16 protein-coding genes are annotated in these 16,354 nt (G+C 72.6%); 11 read left to right on the forward strand and 5 right to left on the reverse strand.

The window, feature by feature from the left end:
* Window positions 1-9: 9 nt before the first annotated feature.
* A complete protein-coding gene (locus tag ACZ518_RS07430; protein WP_469112047.1) occupies window positions 10-1,575 on the forward strand; it encodes an FAD-binding oxidoreductase in 1,566 nt (521 codons plus the stop codon).
* A 217-nt stretch (window positions 1,576-1,792) separates the two neighbouring features.
* Complete coding sequence (locus ACZ518_RS07435; RefSeq protein WP_469112048.1) at window positions 1,793-3,013, forward strand: hypothetical protein; 1,221 nt, start codon at window positions 1,793-1,795, stop codon at window positions 3,011-3,013.
* On the opposite strand, the gene ACZ518_RS07440 is transcribed toward ACZ518_RS07435, so the two are convergent.
* The gene (locus tag ACZ518_RS07440) at window positions 2,967-3,362 is read right to left on the reverse strand and encodes a hypothetical protein (RefSeq protein WP_469112049.1); all 396 of its coding nucleotides are present in this window, start codon (window positions 3,360-3,362) and stop codon (window positions 2,967-2,969) included. The genes ACZ518_RS07435 and ACZ518_RS07440 overlap by 47 nt on opposite strands.
* Before the next feature lie 84 nt (window positions 3,363-3,446).
* Here ACZ518_RS07440 and ACZ518_RS07445 point away from each other — a divergent pair, with 84 nt between their 5' ends.
* The 6 genes from ACZ518_RS07445 to ACZ518_RS07470 all read left to right on the forward strand — a co-directional run bounded on the left by ACZ518_RS07445 (window position 3,447) and on the right by ACZ518_RS07470 (window position 9,698).
* On the forward strand, window positions 3,447-4,871 hold the full coding sequence (locus ACZ518_RS07445; protein ID WP_469112050.1) for a sensor histidine kinase: 1,425 nt from the start codon (window positions 3,447-3,449) through the stop codon (window positions 4,869-4,871).
* Entirely contained in the window at window positions 4,868-5,542 is a 675-nt protein-coding gene (locus ACZ518_RS07450; protein WP_469112051.1) for a response regulator, read from the forward strand. The genes ACZ518_RS07445 and ACZ518_RS07450 overlap by 4 nt, the downstream gene beginning before the upstream one ends.
* Before the next feature lie 93 nt (window positions 5,543-5,635).
* Window positions 5,636-5,797 (forward strand): DUF6126 family protein, encoded by a 162-nt coding sequence (locus ACZ518_RS07455; protein WP_469112052.1) that lies wholly within the window; start codon window positions 5,636-5,638, stop codon window positions 5,795-5,797.
* Between the two features lie 139 nt (window positions 5,798-5,936).
* Window positions 5,937-7,115 carry a UDP-N-acetylglucosamine--N-acetylmuramyl-(pentapeptide) pyrophosphoryl-undecaprenol N-acetylglucosamine transferase gene (locus tag ACZ518_RS07460; protein WP_469112053.1) on the forward strand — a complete coding sequence of 393 codons (1,179 nt, stop codon included), beginning with the start codon at window positions 5,937-5,939 and terminating at the stop codon, window positions 7,113-7,115.
* A gap of 322 nt (window positions 7,116-7,437) precedes the next feature.
* Window positions 7,438-8,481: an alpha/beta hydrolase gene (locus ACZ518_RS07465; protein WP_469112054.1), complete on the forward strand. Its 1,044-nt coding sequence runs from the start codon at window positions 7,438-7,440 to the stop codon at window positions 8,479-8,481.
* Window positions 8,478-9,698 (forward strand): acyltransferase family protein, encoded by a 1,221-nt coding sequence (locus ACZ518_RS07470; RefSeq protein WP_469112055.1) that lies wholly within the window; start codon window positions 8,478-8,480, stop codon window positions 9,696-9,698. Before ACZ518_RS07465 ends, ACZ518_RS07470 begins: the two co-directional genes overlap by 4 nt.
* A gap of 575 nt (window positions 9,699-10,273) precedes the next feature.
* On the opposite strand, the gene ACZ518_RS07475 is transcribed toward ACZ518_RS07470, so the two are convergent.
* Complete coding sequence (locus ACZ518_RS07475; RefSeq protein WP_469112056.1) at window positions 10,274-10,456, reverse strand: hypothetical protein; 183 nt, start codon at window positions 10,454-10,456, stop codon at window positions 10,274-10,276.
* An 80-nt stretch (window positions 10,457-10,536) separates the two neighbouring features.
* Here ACZ518_RS07475 and ACZ518_RS07480 point away from each other — a divergent pair, with 80 nt between their 5' ends.
* The 3 genes from ACZ518_RS07480 (at window position 10,537) to ACZ518_RS07490 (ending at window position 13,555) form a co-directional block, all read left to right on the forward strand.
* Window positions 10,537-10,713: a hypothetical protein gene (locus ACZ518_RS07480; RefSeq protein ID WP_469112057.1), complete on the forward strand. Its 177-nt coding sequence runs from the start codon at window positions 10,537-10,539 to the stop codon at window positions 10,711-10,713.
* Window positions 10,714-11,434: 721 nt separating this feature from the next.
* A complete protein-coding gene (locus ACZ518_RS07485; RefSeq protein ID WP_469112058.1) occupies window positions 11,435-13,033 on the forward strand; it encodes an ISL3 family transposase in 1,599 nt (532 codons plus the stop codon).
* Window positions 13,034-13,108: 75 nt separating this feature from the next.
* A complete protein-coding gene (locus ACZ518_RS07490) occupies window positions 13,109-13,555 on the forward strand; it encodes a hypothetical protein (RefSeq protein ID WP_469112059.1) in 447 nt (148 codons plus the stop codon).
* 106 nt (window positions 13,556-13,661) lie between these two features.
* On the opposite strand, the gene ACZ518_RS07495 is transcribed toward ACZ518_RS07490, so the two are convergent.
* The 3 genes from ACZ518_RS07495 to ACZ518_RS07505 form a co-directional block, all read right to left on the reverse strand.
* Complete coding sequence (locus tag ACZ518_RS07495) at window positions 13,662-14,513, reverse strand: alpha/beta fold hydrolase (RefSeq protein ID WP_469112060.1); 852 nt, start codon at window positions 14,511-14,513, stop codon at window positions 13,662-13,664.
* Entirely contained in the window at window positions 14,510-15,022 is a 513-nt protein-coding gene (locus ACZ518_RS07500; RefSeq protein ID WP_469112061.1) for a MarR family winged helix-turn-helix transcriptional regulator, read from the reverse strand. The genes ACZ518_RS07495 and ACZ518_RS07500 overlap by 4 nt, the downstream gene beginning before the upstream one ends.
* A gap of 254 nt (window positions 15,023-15,276) precedes the next feature.
* Window positions 15,277-16,020: a 2OG-Fe(II) oxygenase gene (locus tag ACZ518_RS07505; RefSeq protein ID WP_469112343.1), complete on the reverse strand. Its 744-nt coding sequence runs from the start codon at window positions 16,018-16,020 to the stop codon at window positions 15,277-15,279.
* Between the last annotated feature and the right edge of the window lie 334 nt (window positions 16,021-16,354).

The raw sequence follows: 16,354 nt of genomic DNA on the forward strand, positions 1-16,354 counted from the left end.
GAAGGAGGGATGAGCCTTCCACGCCGCCGGGTCCTCGCGAGTACGGCAGCCGCCGTCGTCGCCGCCACCGGGCCGAGCGCGCGGGCGGACGGCGTACCGGGCGGCGGGGCGCGGCGGGGCGCGCGCACGACGGCCGGGGCGGGGCCCGGCTTCGGGGCGCTCGGCCGCGCGATGGACGGCCGGCTGGTCCTGCCGGGGGACGCGGACTACGCCGAGGCCCGGCAGCTCTTCCAGCCCCGTTACGACACCGTCGCGCCCGGGGCCGTCGCCTATCCCGAGCACGCCGGGGACGTGGCCGTCTGCCTCGACTTCGCCCGCCGCTCCGCCGCCGCGGTGGTGCCGCGCGGCGGCGGCCACAGCTACGCGGGGTGGTCCACGGCCGCCGGCGGGCTGGTGGTGGACACCGGGGCGATGGCCGCGGTGACCGTCGGGGGCGACGAGGTGCGGGTCGGCGCGGGGGCCCGGCTCGCCGACGTGCACGCCGCCCTCGCCGCGCGCGGCCTGGGCGTCCCCGCCGGGCTGTGCCCCTCCGTCGGCATCGCCGGGCTGGCCCTCGGCGGCGGGCTGGGCCTGGGCTCGCGGGCGTACGGCACGACCTCGGACCGGCTCTCCGGCGCCCGCGTGGTGACCCCGGACGGGCTGGTCCGCGAGGTCGGCGCCGACCGTGACCCCGACCTGTACTGGGCGCTGCGCGGCGGTGGGGGCGGCAACTTCGGCGTGGTCACCGAGTTCCGGCTGCGCACCCATCCGGTGGGCGACGCCGCGTACGCCGAACTGCACTGGCCCTCCGGGGACTCCGCGGCGGTGGTGCGGGGCTGGCAGCGGTGGCTGGGCGGGCTGCCGGACCCGTTCTGGAGCCAGGTGGAGTTCACCGTGGAGGCCGGCCGGGACGCCGTCCCGTCCTTCCGGGCGGTGTGCCTGGACGGGCGGGCGGAGCTGGAGCGGGAGCTGACCCGGCTGGCCGGCCTGGTGGGCCGGGAGGCGCGGGACAGCTGGTTCGCCGTGCGGGGCTACGGGGACACCGTGCGGGCCATGGCCGGCTGCGCGGACCGCGGCCCCGGGCAGTGCAGGCTGCCGGGGCGGCTGCCCGGCCGGGATCCGCGGGGGCGTCTGGACCGGGACTCGTACGCGGCCCGCTCCGACTTCTGGGGCCCCGGGGGGCTGCCGGAGGGCGCGGTGGCGGCGGTGCTGGCCGCGGTACGGCGCTACGGGCGCGAGGTGCCGCGCGGCGGGTTCGGGGTGGTCCAGTTCGACGGGGTGTGCGGCGGGGCCGTGAACCGGGTGCCCGCCGCGGCCACCGCGTTCGTGCACCGGGACAGCGCCTTCCTGGCGCAGTACCTCGCGTACTGGCCGGAGTCGGCGACGGCCGCCGAGGTCTCCCGGCACCAGGGCTGGCTCGACGGGCTGTGGCGGGACCTGCGCCCGTGGGCGGGCGGCCGCGCCTACCAGAACTACGCCGATCCGAGACTCGCCGGCTGGCGCGAGGCCTACTACGGGCCCAACCTCCCCCGCCTGGAGGGGGTCAGGCGGGCGTACGACCCGGGCAGGCTGTTCCGTTTCCCCCAGGCCGTCTAGTGCCGTGCCCGGAAAGGTCCACCGGGTCGCGGCGCCCGGCACGGCACCTCGCCGCGTTGTCGGACCGCGCAAGTACGTCCGGTACGAGCCGCGGCCCTCCGCCTTGCGATGCACCGCACCGGACACCGCGACCCGGCAAACCTTCCCGGCCACAGCACTGGACCGTGTCTTTTGGATCAGGCCGGATCAGCCCAGTCACGACAGGAGCGAGCGAGAGATGCGACGTTTGTTGACGGTGGCGACGGCGGCGGCCGCGGCGGCCGCCGCCCTGATGCTGCCGGGCGGGGCGCTGCCCGTCGCCAGGACGGAGCGGGCCGAGGCGGCCTCCGAGCACTGGTCCGCCCGGGAGGCCACCGCATTCTGGACGGAGGACCGGATGGCCTCCGCCCTGCCCGTACCCGAACCGGCCGCGGACCCCGTCCCGGCCTCCGTCCCCGCCCCGGCGGCGGACGGTCCGGCGGCCGCGGAGCCGTCCCCGGCGTCGGCCCCGTCCCCGGCGGACACGCCGGCCCCGACGGCCGACCCGGTCCAGCCGGTCCAGCCGGCCCGACCGGCCCAGCCGGACGCGTCGGCCGCACCCGACGCCGCCGTGCCCGCCCCCGAAGCGCCCGCGCCGCCCGTACCGGCTCCCGTGCCGCCGACCGAGCCCGCCGTACCCGTACCGGCGCCCGTACCCGCGCCGAGCGGGCCCGCCAAGGCGGCGGCGCCGGCCACGAACGGCGTCGGACAGGACTTCAACGGGATCCCGGTCGTCGGCCGGATGTTCGTCATGCAGGGCAACGGCGCCTACTTCTGCACCGCCAGCGTGGTCGCCTCCCCCAGCCGCGACATGGTGCTCAGCGCCGCGCACTGCCTGCTCGGCACGGACACCCGCCAGGTGGCCTTCGTACCGCAGTACACGCGCGCGAAACCGCGCCCGTACGGGCTCTTCCCGGTGCTGCGGAACGCCGCGGGCCGCTCGAAGGTGTGGATCGCCCCCCGGTACCGCACCGACGGGCCCGACCGTGCGGCCACCCTCGACGTGGCCTTCGCCCAGGTCGGGCCGGGCGCCGACGGCCTGCCGGTGGAGGACGTCGTCGGCGGGAACCGGCTCGTCACCGGGGCCACGTTCAACCACCCCAAGGTCACCCTGATCGGCCATCCGGCGGCGGCCGCCCGCCCGCGCCTGTGCGTGAACAAGACGACCAAGTTCACCAGCGGCGACCCTAAGAGCCCCGGATCCTTCCTGCGGATCGACTGCACCGGCTATCCGGGCGGGACCAGCGGCGGCCCCTTCCTCGCCCGCTACGACGCGCAGACGATGACCGGCGACGTCGTGGGGGTGATCGGCGGCTGGAAGACGGGCGGGCCGACCGCGGACACCTCGTACAGCTCCTACTTCGGCGCGGAGATCAGGAAGCTGTACCAGACGGCGGTTGCCGGGGCACTGGTGCAGTGACCACCCGCACCCACCGGGTGCGGCGGGGGTTGCCGACCGTACGGGGGGTCACCGGGACGCCCTCGGCCGTCAGCGGTTCGGCCGGGGCGAGCGCGAGCTGACGGCGCAGGTCCGCCAGGGCCGCGTGCACCGGCGCGAGGATCACCTCGGCGCGCGGGTGGACGTACGCGAGGGCGTGCGCGGTGGTCTCGATGGTCTCGGCGGCGTCCTCGGCGGCCGTCCGGCTCCACCTCCCGGGCCCTCCTCCGCTCCAGGGCGCGACGGCGTCGTAGAGGTGGCAGGCGGCGTCGGCCGCGGCGTCGGCCCGTTCACCGACGCCCGGTCCCGCGATGGTCGGCAGCAGCTCCATGCCCGCTCAACGAGCGGGATGCGCAGGGGGAACGAGCGGCTGCGGATCGCAGGCGGCCGTCCGGGCGCATAGGCTGGCGGGATCATGAGCCTGAGAGTGCGCAAGCCCGCCGGTACGGGAAAGCCGGCCGCGACGGAGCGGACGGCCGGGAGGAACCGCGAGCCGGGTGCGCCCGGCGCGTTCGCGCAGTTCGCCGTGGCGTTGCGGACGCCCGCGCGGGCGGGCGAGCCGTTGCTGGCGCGGGCGCCCAGGGCGTGGCAGCGGATGCTGCCCTTCGCCGTGACGGGCGTCTTCGTGGTGTCGCTGCTCCCGGTGACGATCGCGGTGCTGACCAACGACTACGGGATGGGCGGCGGTTGGGCCGGGGCCCTGGGCGTGGCGCAGACGGTGCCGCTGCTGCTGGCGGTGTCGCGTCCGGTGGCGGCCTGGGGCCTGGTGCTGTGCGCGGACGTCCTCGGGGCGGTGCTGCTGCTGGCCGGAGCGGACCGGGTGGCCGGGCTCGCCTGGCCGTGGACGCCGATGGTGGTGGTCGGGTACCTGGCGCTGATGGTGTGCCTGGGGCTGCGCGAGCCGGTGCGGACGCTGGTGCAGGTGGGGCTGGCGACGGGTGCGGCCGGGGTGGTGCTGGGCTTCTTCGCGCCGGACGGGGTGACGAACACCGTGGCCCTGCTGTTCGTGCTCAGCGGCTGCGTGCTGGCCGTGACGGGCGCGCTGCGCGGGCTGGGTGACGCGCGGCAGCGCATCGCCGAGCAGGAGAGCATCAGCGGGGCGGAGCGGGCCCGGCGCACCCTGCTGGAGGAACGGGCCCGGATCGCGCGGGAGTTGCACGACGTGGTGGCCCACCACATGTCGGTGATCACGGTGCAGGCGGACTCCGCGCCGTACCGGCTGCCCGGCATGGAGGAGCCGGTGCGGGAGGAGTTCGCGGCGATCGCGGCCAGCGCGCGCGAGTCGCTGGGCGAGATGCGGCGGCTGCTGACGGTGCTGCGCGGCGACTCGGGCTCCGGCGGCGCGGACGGGGACCGGGCGCCGCAGCCCGGCATCGCGCGGATCCAGCAGCTGGTGGAGGCGACCGTGCGGGCGGGGCAGCCGGTGGAGTGTTCCCTGGCCGCGGAGGCGGCGGACGCGCCGGTGCCGCCGGCCGTGGACCTGTCGGCGTACCGCATCGTGCAGGAGGCCCTCGCCAACGTGGTGCGGCACGCCCCGGGCGCGTCGGCCCGGGTCTCGGTGTCGTACTCCGCCGAGGACGGCGAGGTGCTGGTCCTGGTCGTCAACGGCCCGGCCCGGGACGCGGTGGTGGAGCTGGAGGGTTCCGGGACGGGGCACGGCCTGGTGGGGATGCGCGAGCGCGTACGGTTGACCGGCGGGACCCTGGACGCGGGGCCGCTGCCCGAGGGCGGTTTCCGGGTGGCCGCCCGGCTCCCCCTCGGCCCGCCCGGCCCGCTCGACCCGGCCGCCCCGCTCGACCCGCCCGCCCCGTTCGACTCCCGCACCGAGGAGCCCAGTTGACCATCCGCGTGATCATCGTCGACGACCAGGCCATGGTCCGGGCGGGGTTCGCCGCGCTGCTGTCGGCGCAGGCCGACATCGACGTGGTGGGCGAGGCCCCCGACGGCCGCCAGGGGATCCTGGTCTCGCGCACGGTGCACCCCGACGTGGTGCTGATGGACGTACGGATGCCGGAGCTGGACGGGCTCTCCGCGGCCCGCGCGCTGCTGGACCCGCCGCCGGGGGTGACGCACCGGCCGAAGGTGCTGATGCTGACCACCTTCGACATCGACGACTACGTGTACGAGGCGCTGCGCGCGGGCGCGTCCGGGTTCCTGCTGAAGGACGCCCCGCCGGCGGACCTGATCGCGGCGGTCCGGGTGGTCGCCTCGGGCGAGGCGCTGCTGGCACCGTCGGTGACCCGGCGGCTGATCGCGGACTTCGTACGGCAGCGGCCGGCTCCGCGCAAGGACCCGGCGCTGCGGCTGAACGGGCTGACCCCGCGCGAGACGGAGGTGCTGGAGCTGATCGCGCGGGGGCTGTCGAACCAGGAGATCGCCGCCCACCTGGTCCTGGCGGAGCAGACGGTGAAGACGCACATCGGCCGGGTCCTGGGGAAGCTGGACCTCCGCGACCGGGCGCAGGCGGTGATCTTCGCGTACGAGGCGGGCCTGGTCCGCCCGGGCGGCTAGGCCGGGAAGGTCCGCCGCGACCCGGTGGACCTTACCGGGCACGGCACTAGACTGCCCGGAGCCACGCGATCCCACCGGAGGAGCCCCACCGCCATGAAGGACGCCACCCGGGACGAGCGCACCGCGACGGCCGAGCGGGAGAAGTGGAAGGCGAAGGGCGTGGCCCTGCGCGCCTTCTTCTACATCGCGGGCACGCACCTGTTCGCCGGGTTCATCATGCTGCTCTTCTACTTGGGCGGGCACGCCGAGAAGTAGCGGCCGCCCGCTCCGCGCAGCGAATATGGGCGGATTGTCAGTGTTCGCAGCCATCGGCGGCGCCGGCGGCCGCCCGTGCGGCCCGCCTCGGAGCACCCGGCGCCGCGGCCCGCCCCAGCAGGGCGGTTAGGGTGGCCGGGTGAACCTTTCTTCCGCGCTTCCCCGTTCCTTCCGGCTGCTCGTCACTGGTGGGGGGACCGGTGGGCATACCTACCCCGCACTGACCGCGATCCGCACCCTGCAGGGCCGGCTCGCGGCCGCCGGCAGCACCCTCGACGTGCTGTGGATCGGAACCGCCGACGGCCTGGAGGCCCGGGTCGCCCCCGCCGAGGGGATCGCGTTCAAGACCGTCGCCACCGGCAAGATCCGCCGTTCGGCGAACCCGCTGAAGATGCTGTCCGCGGCGAACATGAAGGACATGGCGAAGGTGCCGCTCGGCGTGGCCCAGGCCCGGACGATCGTGTCCGAGTTCGCCCCGGACGTGGTGCTCGCCACCGGCGGGTACGTCGCGGTGCCGGCCGGACTGGCGGCGCGGATGTGCAAGCGCCCGCTGGTGCTGCACGAGCAGACCGTGCGGCTCGGTCTGGCCAACCGGAAGCTGGCCGGGTCGGCCACCCGCATCGCCGTGTCCTCGGAGTCCTCGCTGCCGCTGCTGCCCGCCGAGGTCCGTGGGCGCGCCGTCGTCACCGGCAACCCGGTCCGCCCCGAGGTGCTGTCCGGGCACCCCGACAAGGCCGTGCACGCGCTGAACCTCACCGGTTTCGACCGCCGCCTCCCGACCGTCTACGTCACCGGCGGCGCGCAGGGCGCCCAGCAGATCAACGGCGTGGTGCGCGAGGTGCTCCCGTGGCTGCTGAGCCACGCGAACGTGATCCACCAGTGCGGCCCGGCCAACGTGGACGAGCTGCGCTTCGCTGCCGCCGGCCTGGACCCGGTCCTCGCGGGCCGCTACCACGTCACGGGCTTCGTCGGCCCGGAGCTGCCGGACGTACTGGCGCTCGCCGACGTGGTGCTGTCCCGGTCCGGTGCGGGCACGCTGGCCGAGCTCACCGCGCTGGGCAAGCCGGCGGTGTTCGTCCCGCTGGCGACCTCGGCGGGCAACGAGCAGGCGCACAACGCCCAGCACCTGGCCGACGCGGGCGCCGCCGTCGCGCTGCTCGGCGAGGTCACCGGCCAGAGCCTCGCCGAGGCGATCGGCCCGCTCCTCACCGACCCCAACCGCCGGGCCTACATGGCCGACCGTGCCCGCGCGTACGGCCGTCCGGACGCCGCGGAGCGCCTGGTGGACGTCCTGCTGGAGGCGGCCGCCGCCCGCTGACGGGTCCGCCGACCGGCCCGGGTCGGGGCCCGCCAGCACCCCGGCCCGGAGGTCGTCGGCCCCGTCGGCCTGGCCCACGACGTCCGGGCACACCGGCCGATCGGTCCAGTCACGTTCTGGATCAGAAGGCCGTCGACCCCGTCGACGAGGTCCCACCGGCCGGGATCCGCGGCGGGTGACGGCGGCGGTTCTCCTCCACCCCCTACTGGGGTATGACATCCGGCTTGGCTCCCCGGTCCGACGTGCGGCCGGACACCTCCTTCCTACCTTCCTCCTCGTCACGGACCCGCCACGGGCCCGGATCGAGGAGAGGGGAAGGGCCATGCGCCGCTTCGGTAGGACGGTCGTCGCGGCAGCGCTGGCGGTGGCCGTCGTCGCGGGGACCGCCGGATGGGCCGCCGGTGACAGCCGGCCGGCCGTCACCGGGCCGCCGCCCGGGAGCACCGCCTGGCGGGCCGGCTCGGTGGGCGGGCGGCCACTGCCCGATCCGGAGACGGCCTCCCCGCACGAGGTGGCCCGGTTCTTCGCCGCCCTGGACGCGGACGCCCGCCGCCAGCTGGTGCGGGCCCACCCGCTCGTGGTCGGCAATCTGGACGGGGCACCCCTCCCCCTGCGGTACGAGGCCAACCGGCTGTCCGTCCTCGCCACGGGCGAGGCCCGGTACGCCTCCCTCGCCGGACCCGGCCGGCAGATCCTGGCCTTCGACCCGCGCGGACGGGGGCAGGTCGCCGAGGTGTTCGGGGACCTGGAGCGCGCGGCGCACGTTTCGGTGGTCGTACCGGGGTCCGACAACGACGCCGCCACGCACGACACCGCACGCGCCCCGCACACCGGGCCGGCCGGGATGGCCCGCGCGCTGCGGGCGGCAGCCGGCGACGGGACCGCCGTCATCGCGTGGACGGGCTACACCACCCCGGTGGGGGTGGGCCTGGACGCGGCGACCGGGCGGCTGGCCGGGGCGGGGGCGGTCCGGCTGGCCCGGTTCACCGCCGGGCTGGACGCGGTCGGGGCGCCCGACCCGGTGCTGTTCTGCCACAGCTACGGCTCGGTGGTCTGCGGGCTGGCGGCCCGTCACACGGACGCCGCCGACGTCGTGGCCCTCGGCTCCCCCGGCATGCGCGCGGACACCGCCGCCGGCCTGGGCACCCGGGCCCGCGTATGGGCGGCCCGCGGGCCCTCCGACTGGATCGCGGACGTGCCGAACGTCGAGTTCGCGGGGCTCGGCCACGGCGCCGACCCGTCCTCCCCCGCCTTCGGCGCGCGCCGGGTCCCCGCCGACGACGTCCGGGGCCACACCGGCTACTTCGTGCCCGGCACCCGCTCCCTGGCGGCGTTCGCCGCGATCGCGAAGGGGGAGGCCCGATGAGCGCGCTGACACTGCTGCGGGGCACGGCGGACCGGATCGACCGGCAGACCCCCGCCCACCGGGACCGGGCCGTGGACGGCCTGCGGGCGCTGGCCCTGCTGGCGGTGCCCACGGGCCACTGGCTGCTCGGCGGTTTCACCCTCGACGCGGAGGGCGGTCTGCACAACGCGAGCCCGCTGTCTGCCTTCGGCGCGCTCGCTCCGGCGAGCTGGGTGCTCCAGATGCTCGGCATCTTCTTCCTGGTCGGCGGTTACGCCTCGGCGCTCTCCTTCCGCCGCAGCACCGGCTCGACCGGGGCGTGGCTGAAGGGGCGGATGGTCCGGCTGGGGCGGCCGGTGCTCGGGGTGACGGCGGTGTGGGCGCTGGCCGCGCCCGTGCTGTACGCGGCGGGCGTGCCGGAGGCCACCTTGCGGACGGGGGCCACGCTGGTGGTGCAACCCCTGTGGTTCGTCGGGGTGTACGCGGTGGTGACGGCCCTGACCCCGTACTGCGTGCGGGCGGCGGAGCGGCTGGGCGGGTGGGCGGCGGCTCCGCTGCTCGGGTCGGTCGCGGTGGTGGACTTCCTGCGGTACGGGCCGCTTTCCGGCTCGGTGCCGTCCTGGCTGTCCGTGCTGAACGTGCTGCCGGGCTGGCTGTTCGCGTACCAGCTGGGCGTGGCGTGGGGCGGGCGGCGGATCGGGCGGCGTGGAGCGTGGCTGCTGCTGGCGGGCGGGGCGGCGCTGTTCGCGGTGCTGCTGCTCGTCTTCCACTACCCGGCGTCGATGGTCGGGGTGCCCGGCGAGGCCCGGACCAACTCGCATCCGCCGTCGCTGCTGGTGCTGGCGCTGGCCTCGGCGCAGTCGGGGGCGGCGATCCTGCTGCGGGACCGGCTGGCGGGGCTGCTGGCCCGGCCGGCGCTGTGGGCCCCGGTGGTGGTGGTCAACCTGTCCGCGATGACCATCCTGTGCTGGCACCAGACCGCGATGCTGGCGGCGGCCGTCCCCGGTGCGTCCGCGGGCGGGGTGGCCGGGCTGACGACCGCGCCCGACACCCTCGGCTGGATCGCGGCGCGGGCGGCGTGGATGCCGGTCTTCGCGGTGCTGCTGGCCGCCATCGCCCGCTACGCCCGCCGGTTCGAGGCCGCCCCGGCCCGGGCCCGCCGGGCCCCGGCGGTACGCCGTACCGTGGCGGGCCTGCTGGCGGCGGGCTTCGCGGTGTTCGCGCTGGGTCTGGCCTAAAGCGTGCAACACGCTTTAGCTTGCCGTTTAACCCGTGACGCGTCTCGGCTTGGTTCCCTGCTTGTGGTGGCTGGGGTGGAAGTACGGTTTGCCGGTATTCAGAACTCGCCCGACGTCGTAGATGGCGGCGGGGCGGCGGCGCCTGGAGCCGACCGGTTGCCCGGGGCCGGGCCGTGAGGATTTTGGTGCACCGGCCAGCAAAGATCATTGACCAGCAGCAGTCACAAGACCGAGGTGACCTATCGGTAGCCAAATACATGCCGGGATCGTTCCACACCCGCGACGGGCTCAGCTCCAGCAGCTCGATCTTCCCGTGGCCGATCGGCTCGCCGTGGGCGGTGCCCGCGAAGGCGGCCAGGCTGCCCAGGCCCAGTGCGGCGGCGGTGACGAGTCGTGCGGTGCGCTTGCCGAGCATGTGGGGTCCCCCGTAATCCGTCCGCCGGCGGTCTCTCCCCCGCGGACGCCCTGGACGGTACCCGCCCGCCCCGCCTCCGCTCCCTGTGCGTTCCGCTGAGCGGAACGCACATCCGGCTCTGCGGACTCCGCCGTTTGCCCGGCGCCGCGGTGCGCTCTCCTCACGGCAGTGTGACGTCGCTGACGATGAGGTGGCCGCCGGGGGCGAGCCAGGACACCAGGCGAGGGAGGACTTCCGCGCTGCGGAAGGTGGCAGAGGGGCAGGCGGGCATGGATGAGGTCGAAGCCTGTTTGGGGAGGTTGTCGTCCGTGGACGTGTGGACGTCGGCCTGCCAGATCTGCACGCCGGGGTGCCCGGCTTCGTTCAGCAGGCTGGTGTCCCGGTTGAGGGCGATGACCTCGCCGTCGGGCCATCTTCTCGTACGTGAACAACCTGCCGGTCAACGCCGTGGTCTACCACTACAACGCCAACAGGAAGTGGTTCTACCTGGACGGCACGATCCGCCCCGGCGGTTCCAGCAGCAACACCGCCTCCCCCGCGCAGTTCGGCGAGCGCGGTGCCGTGTGCACCGGTGGCGTCAACCCCAACGCCGGCCTGTAGCAGCTTGGCTGTCCCTCCGGCTTCCGGTCACCAGCGGAGCCGGAGGGACGCTGGGGTCGGCGTACTCCCGAGGCCTTCTCCGCTCGCGCAGCCGATCCGCGGCCGGTCGAGGGCGGCCGGCCGGCTACGCGGGTGCACGCGGCAGCTGCTGGGACACCCGCAGCCGCTGCAAGCCCGCTACCACCGACCTCGCACGGCGGGCGCTTGCGGCAGGGCGGACAGGCCTGCCCGGCCAGCCGTCCCGACACCGTGCCGGGCGAATGAGCCCCAGGCCTGGCGTGCGTATGATCGTCTACCCGCCCGACGAGCAGGGTGGGCGGGCGCGTGCGCTGTGACGATGAGATCCTCGGCCGCGCCCTCGGCCCCGGCGACCTCCTTGAGTTTCTGCAGCGGGGCAGCCGTCACCCGGCAGGGGGTGGCGGCCCGCACTGCTGACGCCGGGTCAGGCGGTGGGCGAGCCGGCACAGTTTTCGACCACGGCCTGTCATAGCTGCTGTTGGAACGCGTCGCCGAGCGGCCAACAGGCCCCGACGTGGCCTGCGCAATGTCGTCGTAGCTCCCGACCGCCTTGTCGGCGTACCCCTGAACGTGGCTCTGGCAAGATTTTCGTAGCCGGAGATCACTTCGGTGACACGGTCGACCGGGCCGCATAGCGGGCAGCCTGTGGCTGTGGTCTGTTGAACTGGCAAAGCTGTTACCGCAGTTGGCCAATGTGCTGGTTGTGTCGGTCGATGTCTCCGATGCTGTCGTGGCGGTCCGGGCCCGCACGAAGTCGGGGGTTCCAACGGGATGTACGGGATGCGGTCGCTCCAGTGAGTGGTGCCACAGCCGCTATGTACGGCGCCTCGCCGATGTCGCTCTCGGCGGCCGGCCGTTGCGCATCGACTTGTCCGTACGCCGTCTGTACTGCGAAAATCCGTCCTGTCCGAAGGTGACCTTCGCCGAACAGGTGCCGGGCCTGACCGTGCGTTACCAGCGGCGTACCCCGCTCCTGCAAGGCTTGGTGGAGGCCGTCGGGGTGGTGCTGGCCGGCCGGGGCGGTGCCCGGATGCTGCGGATCCTGAACATCACGCTCTCGCGGTGCACCGTCCTGTCCCAGCTGATGCGGATGCCGCTTCCACCACTGGTCACACCGAGAGTGCTGGGGGTGGATGACTTCGCGCTCTACGGCAACATCTACGGCACCCTCCTGGTTGACGCCACCACCAGGCTCCCGCTCACTCTCTGGGAAGGACGCGACGCAGAACAGCTCAGCCGGTGGCTCCGCGAGCGCCCCGGTGTCGAGATCGCCTGCCGCGACGGATCCCTCATCTACCGGCAGGGCATCACCACCGGCGCCCCGGATACCGTGCAGGTCAGTGACCGCTTTCACCTCTGGCAGGGCCTCTCCCGCCGCGTCCAGGACATCGCCTCCACCCACCGCGGCTGCCTGCCCGCAGCACTGCCCCCGGTCAGCGAGACCGATCCCGCACTGGCCGAGGAGACCACCGAGAACACCGCAGCCAACACCCGCGCCGGGCAGCATGCCCGCCGACTGTTCGAGGTCGTGCACGCCCTGACCCGCACCAGCCGGAGCCACAGCTCCATAGCGCGGGAGCTCGGCCTGGACCGCCGCACCATCGCCAAGTACGCCCGGGCCCGGACCTGGCAGGAAGTGATGCGCCGCCCGCCCCGCAAGCCCTCCGCCCTGGACCCCTACCTTGACTACCTGCAACAACGCTGGGACGAGGGCGAACACAGTGCGAAGATCCTCCACGAGGAACTCCAGACCAAGGGCTACCTCGGCCACTACCAGCGCGTGAAAATGGCCGTCGCACCCCTACGACGGGGCCTGCCCCTCGACGAGCCGCGCGAGCGAGCACCCTCCCCGCGCGAAGCCGCCCGCTGGATCACCACCCACCCGGACCGCCGCAGCCTGCACATCAACGACCGCCTGCCCCGCCTCCTTGACCACTGTCCAGAGCTCAGGCACACCCACGACCTGGTCCGCCGGTTCGCCACCATGCTCGACAACCGGGACGCCGCACCCCTGCCAGGCTGGCTAAACGACCTCGCGAACAGCGGACTGGCCCCACTTGCCGGCCTCGCCGGAGCCCTGCATGAAGACCGGCACGCCGTCGCCCAGGGCATCACCACCCCTTACAACTCCGGCGTCAACGAAGGCCGCATCACCGACGTCAAACTCCAGAAACGCCTGATGGCAGGCCGCGCCGGCGTCCCACTCCTCCGCCACCGCGTTGTCCTGATCGCCCACCTGCGCCGCCGCTGCGCGGACCGGCCGACCACCACCGCGAGATTGTCGATGGTCCCTGAAATTTGACCTCGCGCTCTGGTCCTTACGCCCGCCCGGACACCACGTCGGGGGCTGTCAGCCTTGGATGCCAGAATCGGCGTCATGACTCTGTGTGACTATTTCGCCGCCACTGACGACGACACTGCCGCCGCCGTGGTTGCGATGCCCGGTGGACCGTCCCAGGCCGCGCTCGACGTGGTTCCCCTCAAAGGCATCGACCCAGTGGTCGTCATCGCCCAGCTGGAAGCAATCGCGACAGGCTGCAGTTATGAGGAAGCCAGCCAGCGCCCGCGATCCGGGCAGCTGTTGTCATCGCCGGAAGCCGATGGCCCGTTCGTGTTCAGTCTGTCGGACTCTCTGATCAAGGCACTTGTCACTGCGACACCAGATGACCTCGTGCGCTTCGCCGAGTCATGGTCCGTGACCGACGAACTGCAGCAGAGCCAGATCGATGCCGAGACCGCGGCCGCTGCTCTGGAAGCCCTGGCCAGCCTTGCACATCGTGCTCAGGCGAGCCGCCTGAGGCTGTATTGCTGGTGGTCGCTGTGATTCAGCTGCGTCAGTTTGCAGGAAACGTTAACGCGAGATGATCTCCAGCTACGAAAATCTTGCCAGAGCCCTGAACGTGCTCACGCGCGTACTGGTGAACGTGTGCTCAGCTACGGTCGGTCGTGGACGCGAGGAAGGATTTGACCGCAAGGTTGAAGAGTGCCGTGCTCTCGAGGTTGACCATGTGTGCTACCGAGGCGAACCGTTGGCGCCTGGCATCGGGAACCGCTTGGGCGATGGCCTGAGCGTTTGACGAGATGTCACTGCTGTCGAGTTCTCCGTCGAGAACCAGGGTGGGCACGCCGATGGCGGCCAGCCGGTCCGCTGCACCGATTTCTCTCGGTATCCCCGCCCCGAGCCCGCGGGCGTGCCGCGCGACGTTGGCGGACGCCGACGCATGCATCCGCTCGCGCAGTTCGCGGCTGACCTGGGACGGTTCACGGTACGGCCCGTCCACCCACATCCGGAGAAAGTGCTCCACGAACCGCTCCGCTCCCTCCTCCGGGTCGCCCATCGCAGACATCTGCTGTGCGGTGTGGTGCGTGACGTACGGGTCGGCGAAGGGCCGGCCGCTCACCCCGGGCGAGGCGAGGACCAGTGCGGACACGGACTCCGGATGAGCTATCGCCGTATCGACGGCGGTCCGCGCCCCGAGGGAAAGTCCTACGAGCGTGGCGCGCGGGACATCGAGGTGGGTGAGCAGCGCGTGCAGATCGTCATGGTTGGCGTAGTCCCCAGCCACGGTGGAGGAACGCCCGTGGCCGCGGGCGTCATAGCGGATGACGCGGTACCCAAGGCCCGCGAGCCACGAGAACTGCTCGTTCCACATGTTCAGGTCGAGCAATCCGCCGTGGAGCAGTACAACGGGGGGTCCTTCGCCGGCCGACTGGCAAAAGAGCTCGCCCGCCTCGACGGGTACGGTGGCGGCCGTGACCGCGTATGTCCGCGCATGCGTCATCGCGGGTCGCCTCCTCGGTCGGTGGGGGGTGGCGGGGCATCCTGTGCAAGGTCCTTGAACTCCTCACCGAGGCGGCGGAGTACGTGCAAAGCCGTCGTGACGTCATGGGCGGTCAGATCGGACAGCCGACGCCGCAGTTCGGTTTCCTCGGCTTCCTGGATGCCCCTGATAGTGGCTTCCCCTTTCGGGGTGAGCCGGATCAGGCGCGAGCGCCGGTGCTCCGGGTTCGGCGTGCTCTCGGCCAGCCCCAGGGATGTCGCTTCGTTCACCAGACGCTGGACCGGCTGCCGGTCCAGGCGCAGCAGGCGGGCCAGCTGAGGAACCGTTCGGGGGCCGCCCCTGCGCAGTTCGTCCATCACCGCATGCTGACCGGGTGTCATTCCCGTGCCCATCAGCTCCCGCTCCACGGCACGAACGACCGTGCGGTGCAGCGGCCAGAGGCTGCGGATCACGTCGTACAGCAGAGACCCCGACGGGGATTCGTACTTCGTACGCTCATCGACACTCACGATGTCATCATGACACCTTTGATGCCTGTATCAATAGAACCTGAGCACGGTCCCCGCAGCGCAGCGCGGATCGCCTCCGCCTCGACGCTCTCGACCGCGGTCCGCGGCCACCGGAACGGCCCGGCGTCCGCCGGCCCCCACCAGGCCCAACCGACCGAGCCTCGCCCAAAAAATGACAAGAGATCCGATTTACTGTGAATAGCCCGGGCGCGTACCACGTGGGCCCTCCTGTGCGACGGTTGCCGTGCTGTTGCTCAAGGCACATCTATGGGCTCGTAGAGCACGTCGGTTCTGAGAATTGTTTTCGTACCCTCAAGAAGCGGGGCCGAGTCGTGAAGCGTCCGGTGCCAGAAGAGGAGCGCATCGCCCGGTTCGGGGCGGTGGGCACTCAATATTTCCTCAGGCTCTGCGAGCCGCGGCCAGTCCGAGAAGTCGCGTTGCGCAAAGGGAAGGCCGTTCTGCTTGTCGGCGATGAACCGCGTTTCTCCGCCCACTGCCTCATACGACAGATAGACGACGACCGTCAGGTGAGTTCGCGTTCCATCGGGGGCGAAATAGGGCGAATCGTAGTGCGGGACAAGCAATCCACCCTGTTCGTACGTAATGAAGCGCATACGCGGATTGACGGCCGCCGGCTTCCAGGACCTTCCGCCTGAATCCGTCGGATCGTCCGGTCCTACTTCAAACGACAGAAACGTCCGCAGCCTGCGGTAGAACTCTGCCGCCAAGACTTCGGAGTCAGCCGTGGCACGGAGAGAGCCGACCGGATCTCCCTCCGCGTAGTTGGCGGCAATGCCGTCTAGACCCACCGGCACAAAACGCTGGGCAGCGAGTTCGGCCGCAAATACCTCCACTTCAGCCGGAGTGAGGAAATGGCGAATCACCCTGGCATCGACGTGTGGGATCTCCGACTCGGTCGGGGCCCACGAGTCATCGACGGATATTCGGCTCAGCGTTTCTTCGGAGAGGTCGAAGGGATTTACCGGCATTCCGAACATGCTCACTTTTCCATCCTGAGGTCATTGTCGATTCCACCGTGGCCATGGAGGAGAACAGGGTGCAGCGCGGCGGAGGGCGGAGGGGGACTGGCGTGGCGCACGAAACGCTCCCAGCTGGTGGATTTCTCCGGAAGGAGAGGGGTTGCGCCATCCGAGTTCACTTCGATCGACGCACTTCTTCGCATCGGCACGCGGCGCCACGAGCGCCGGAGTCTTCGAGGGTTTGAAGTGCACGAGCGGTGGATCGGAGAGCAGGGATCGCGCATCAGGGATCAGGCGCCGGGGTGCCGCAGCGTTGAAATGGGGACCGCCTTGTGTCGATCTCTGCCGGTGG

The sequence above is a fragment of the Streptomyces sp. NPDC033966 genome (assembly GCF_055575955.1).

Coding starts and splice junctions, on each gene's coding strand:
- ACZ518_RS07430 (WP_469112047.1), top strand. CDS start 10: ATGAGCCTTCCACGCCGCCGGGTCCTCGCGAGTACGGCAGCCGCCGTC.
- ACZ518_RS07435 (WP_469112048.1), top strand. CDS start 1,793: ATGCGACGTTTGTTGACGGTGGCGACGGCGGCGGCCGCGGCGGCCGCC.
- ACZ518_RS07440 (WP_469112049.1), bottom strand. CDS start 3,362: ATGGAGCTGCTGCCGACCATCGCGGGACCGGGCGTCGGTGAACGGGCC.
- ACZ518_RS07445 (WP_469112050.1), top strand. CDS start 3,447: ATGAGCCTGAGAGTGCGCAAGCCCGCCGGTACGGGAAAGCCGGCCGCG.
- ACZ518_RS07455 (WP_469112052.1), top strand. CDS start 5,636: ATGAAGGACGCCACCCGGGACGAGCGCACCGCGACGGCCGAGCGGGAG.
- ACZ518_RS07465 (WP_469112054.1), top strand. CDS start 7,438: ATGCGCCGCTTCGGTAGGACGGTCGTCGCGGCAGCGCTGGCGGTGGCC.
- ACZ518_RS07470 (WP_469112055.1), top strand. CDS start 8,478: ATGAGCGCGCTGACACTGCTGCGGGGCACGGCGGACCGGATCGACCGG.
- ACZ518_RS07490 (WP_469112059.1), top strand. CDS start 13,109: ATGACTCTGTGTGACTATTTCGCCGCCACTGACGACGACACTGCCGCC.
- ACZ518_RS07495 (WP_469112060.1), bottom strand. CDS start 14,513: ATGACGCATGCGCGGACATACGCGGTCACGGCCGCCACCGTACCCGTC.
- ACZ518_RS07505 (WP_469112343.1), bottom strand. CDS start 16,020: ATGTTCGGAATGCCGGTAAATCCCTTCGACCTCTCCGAAGAAACGCTG.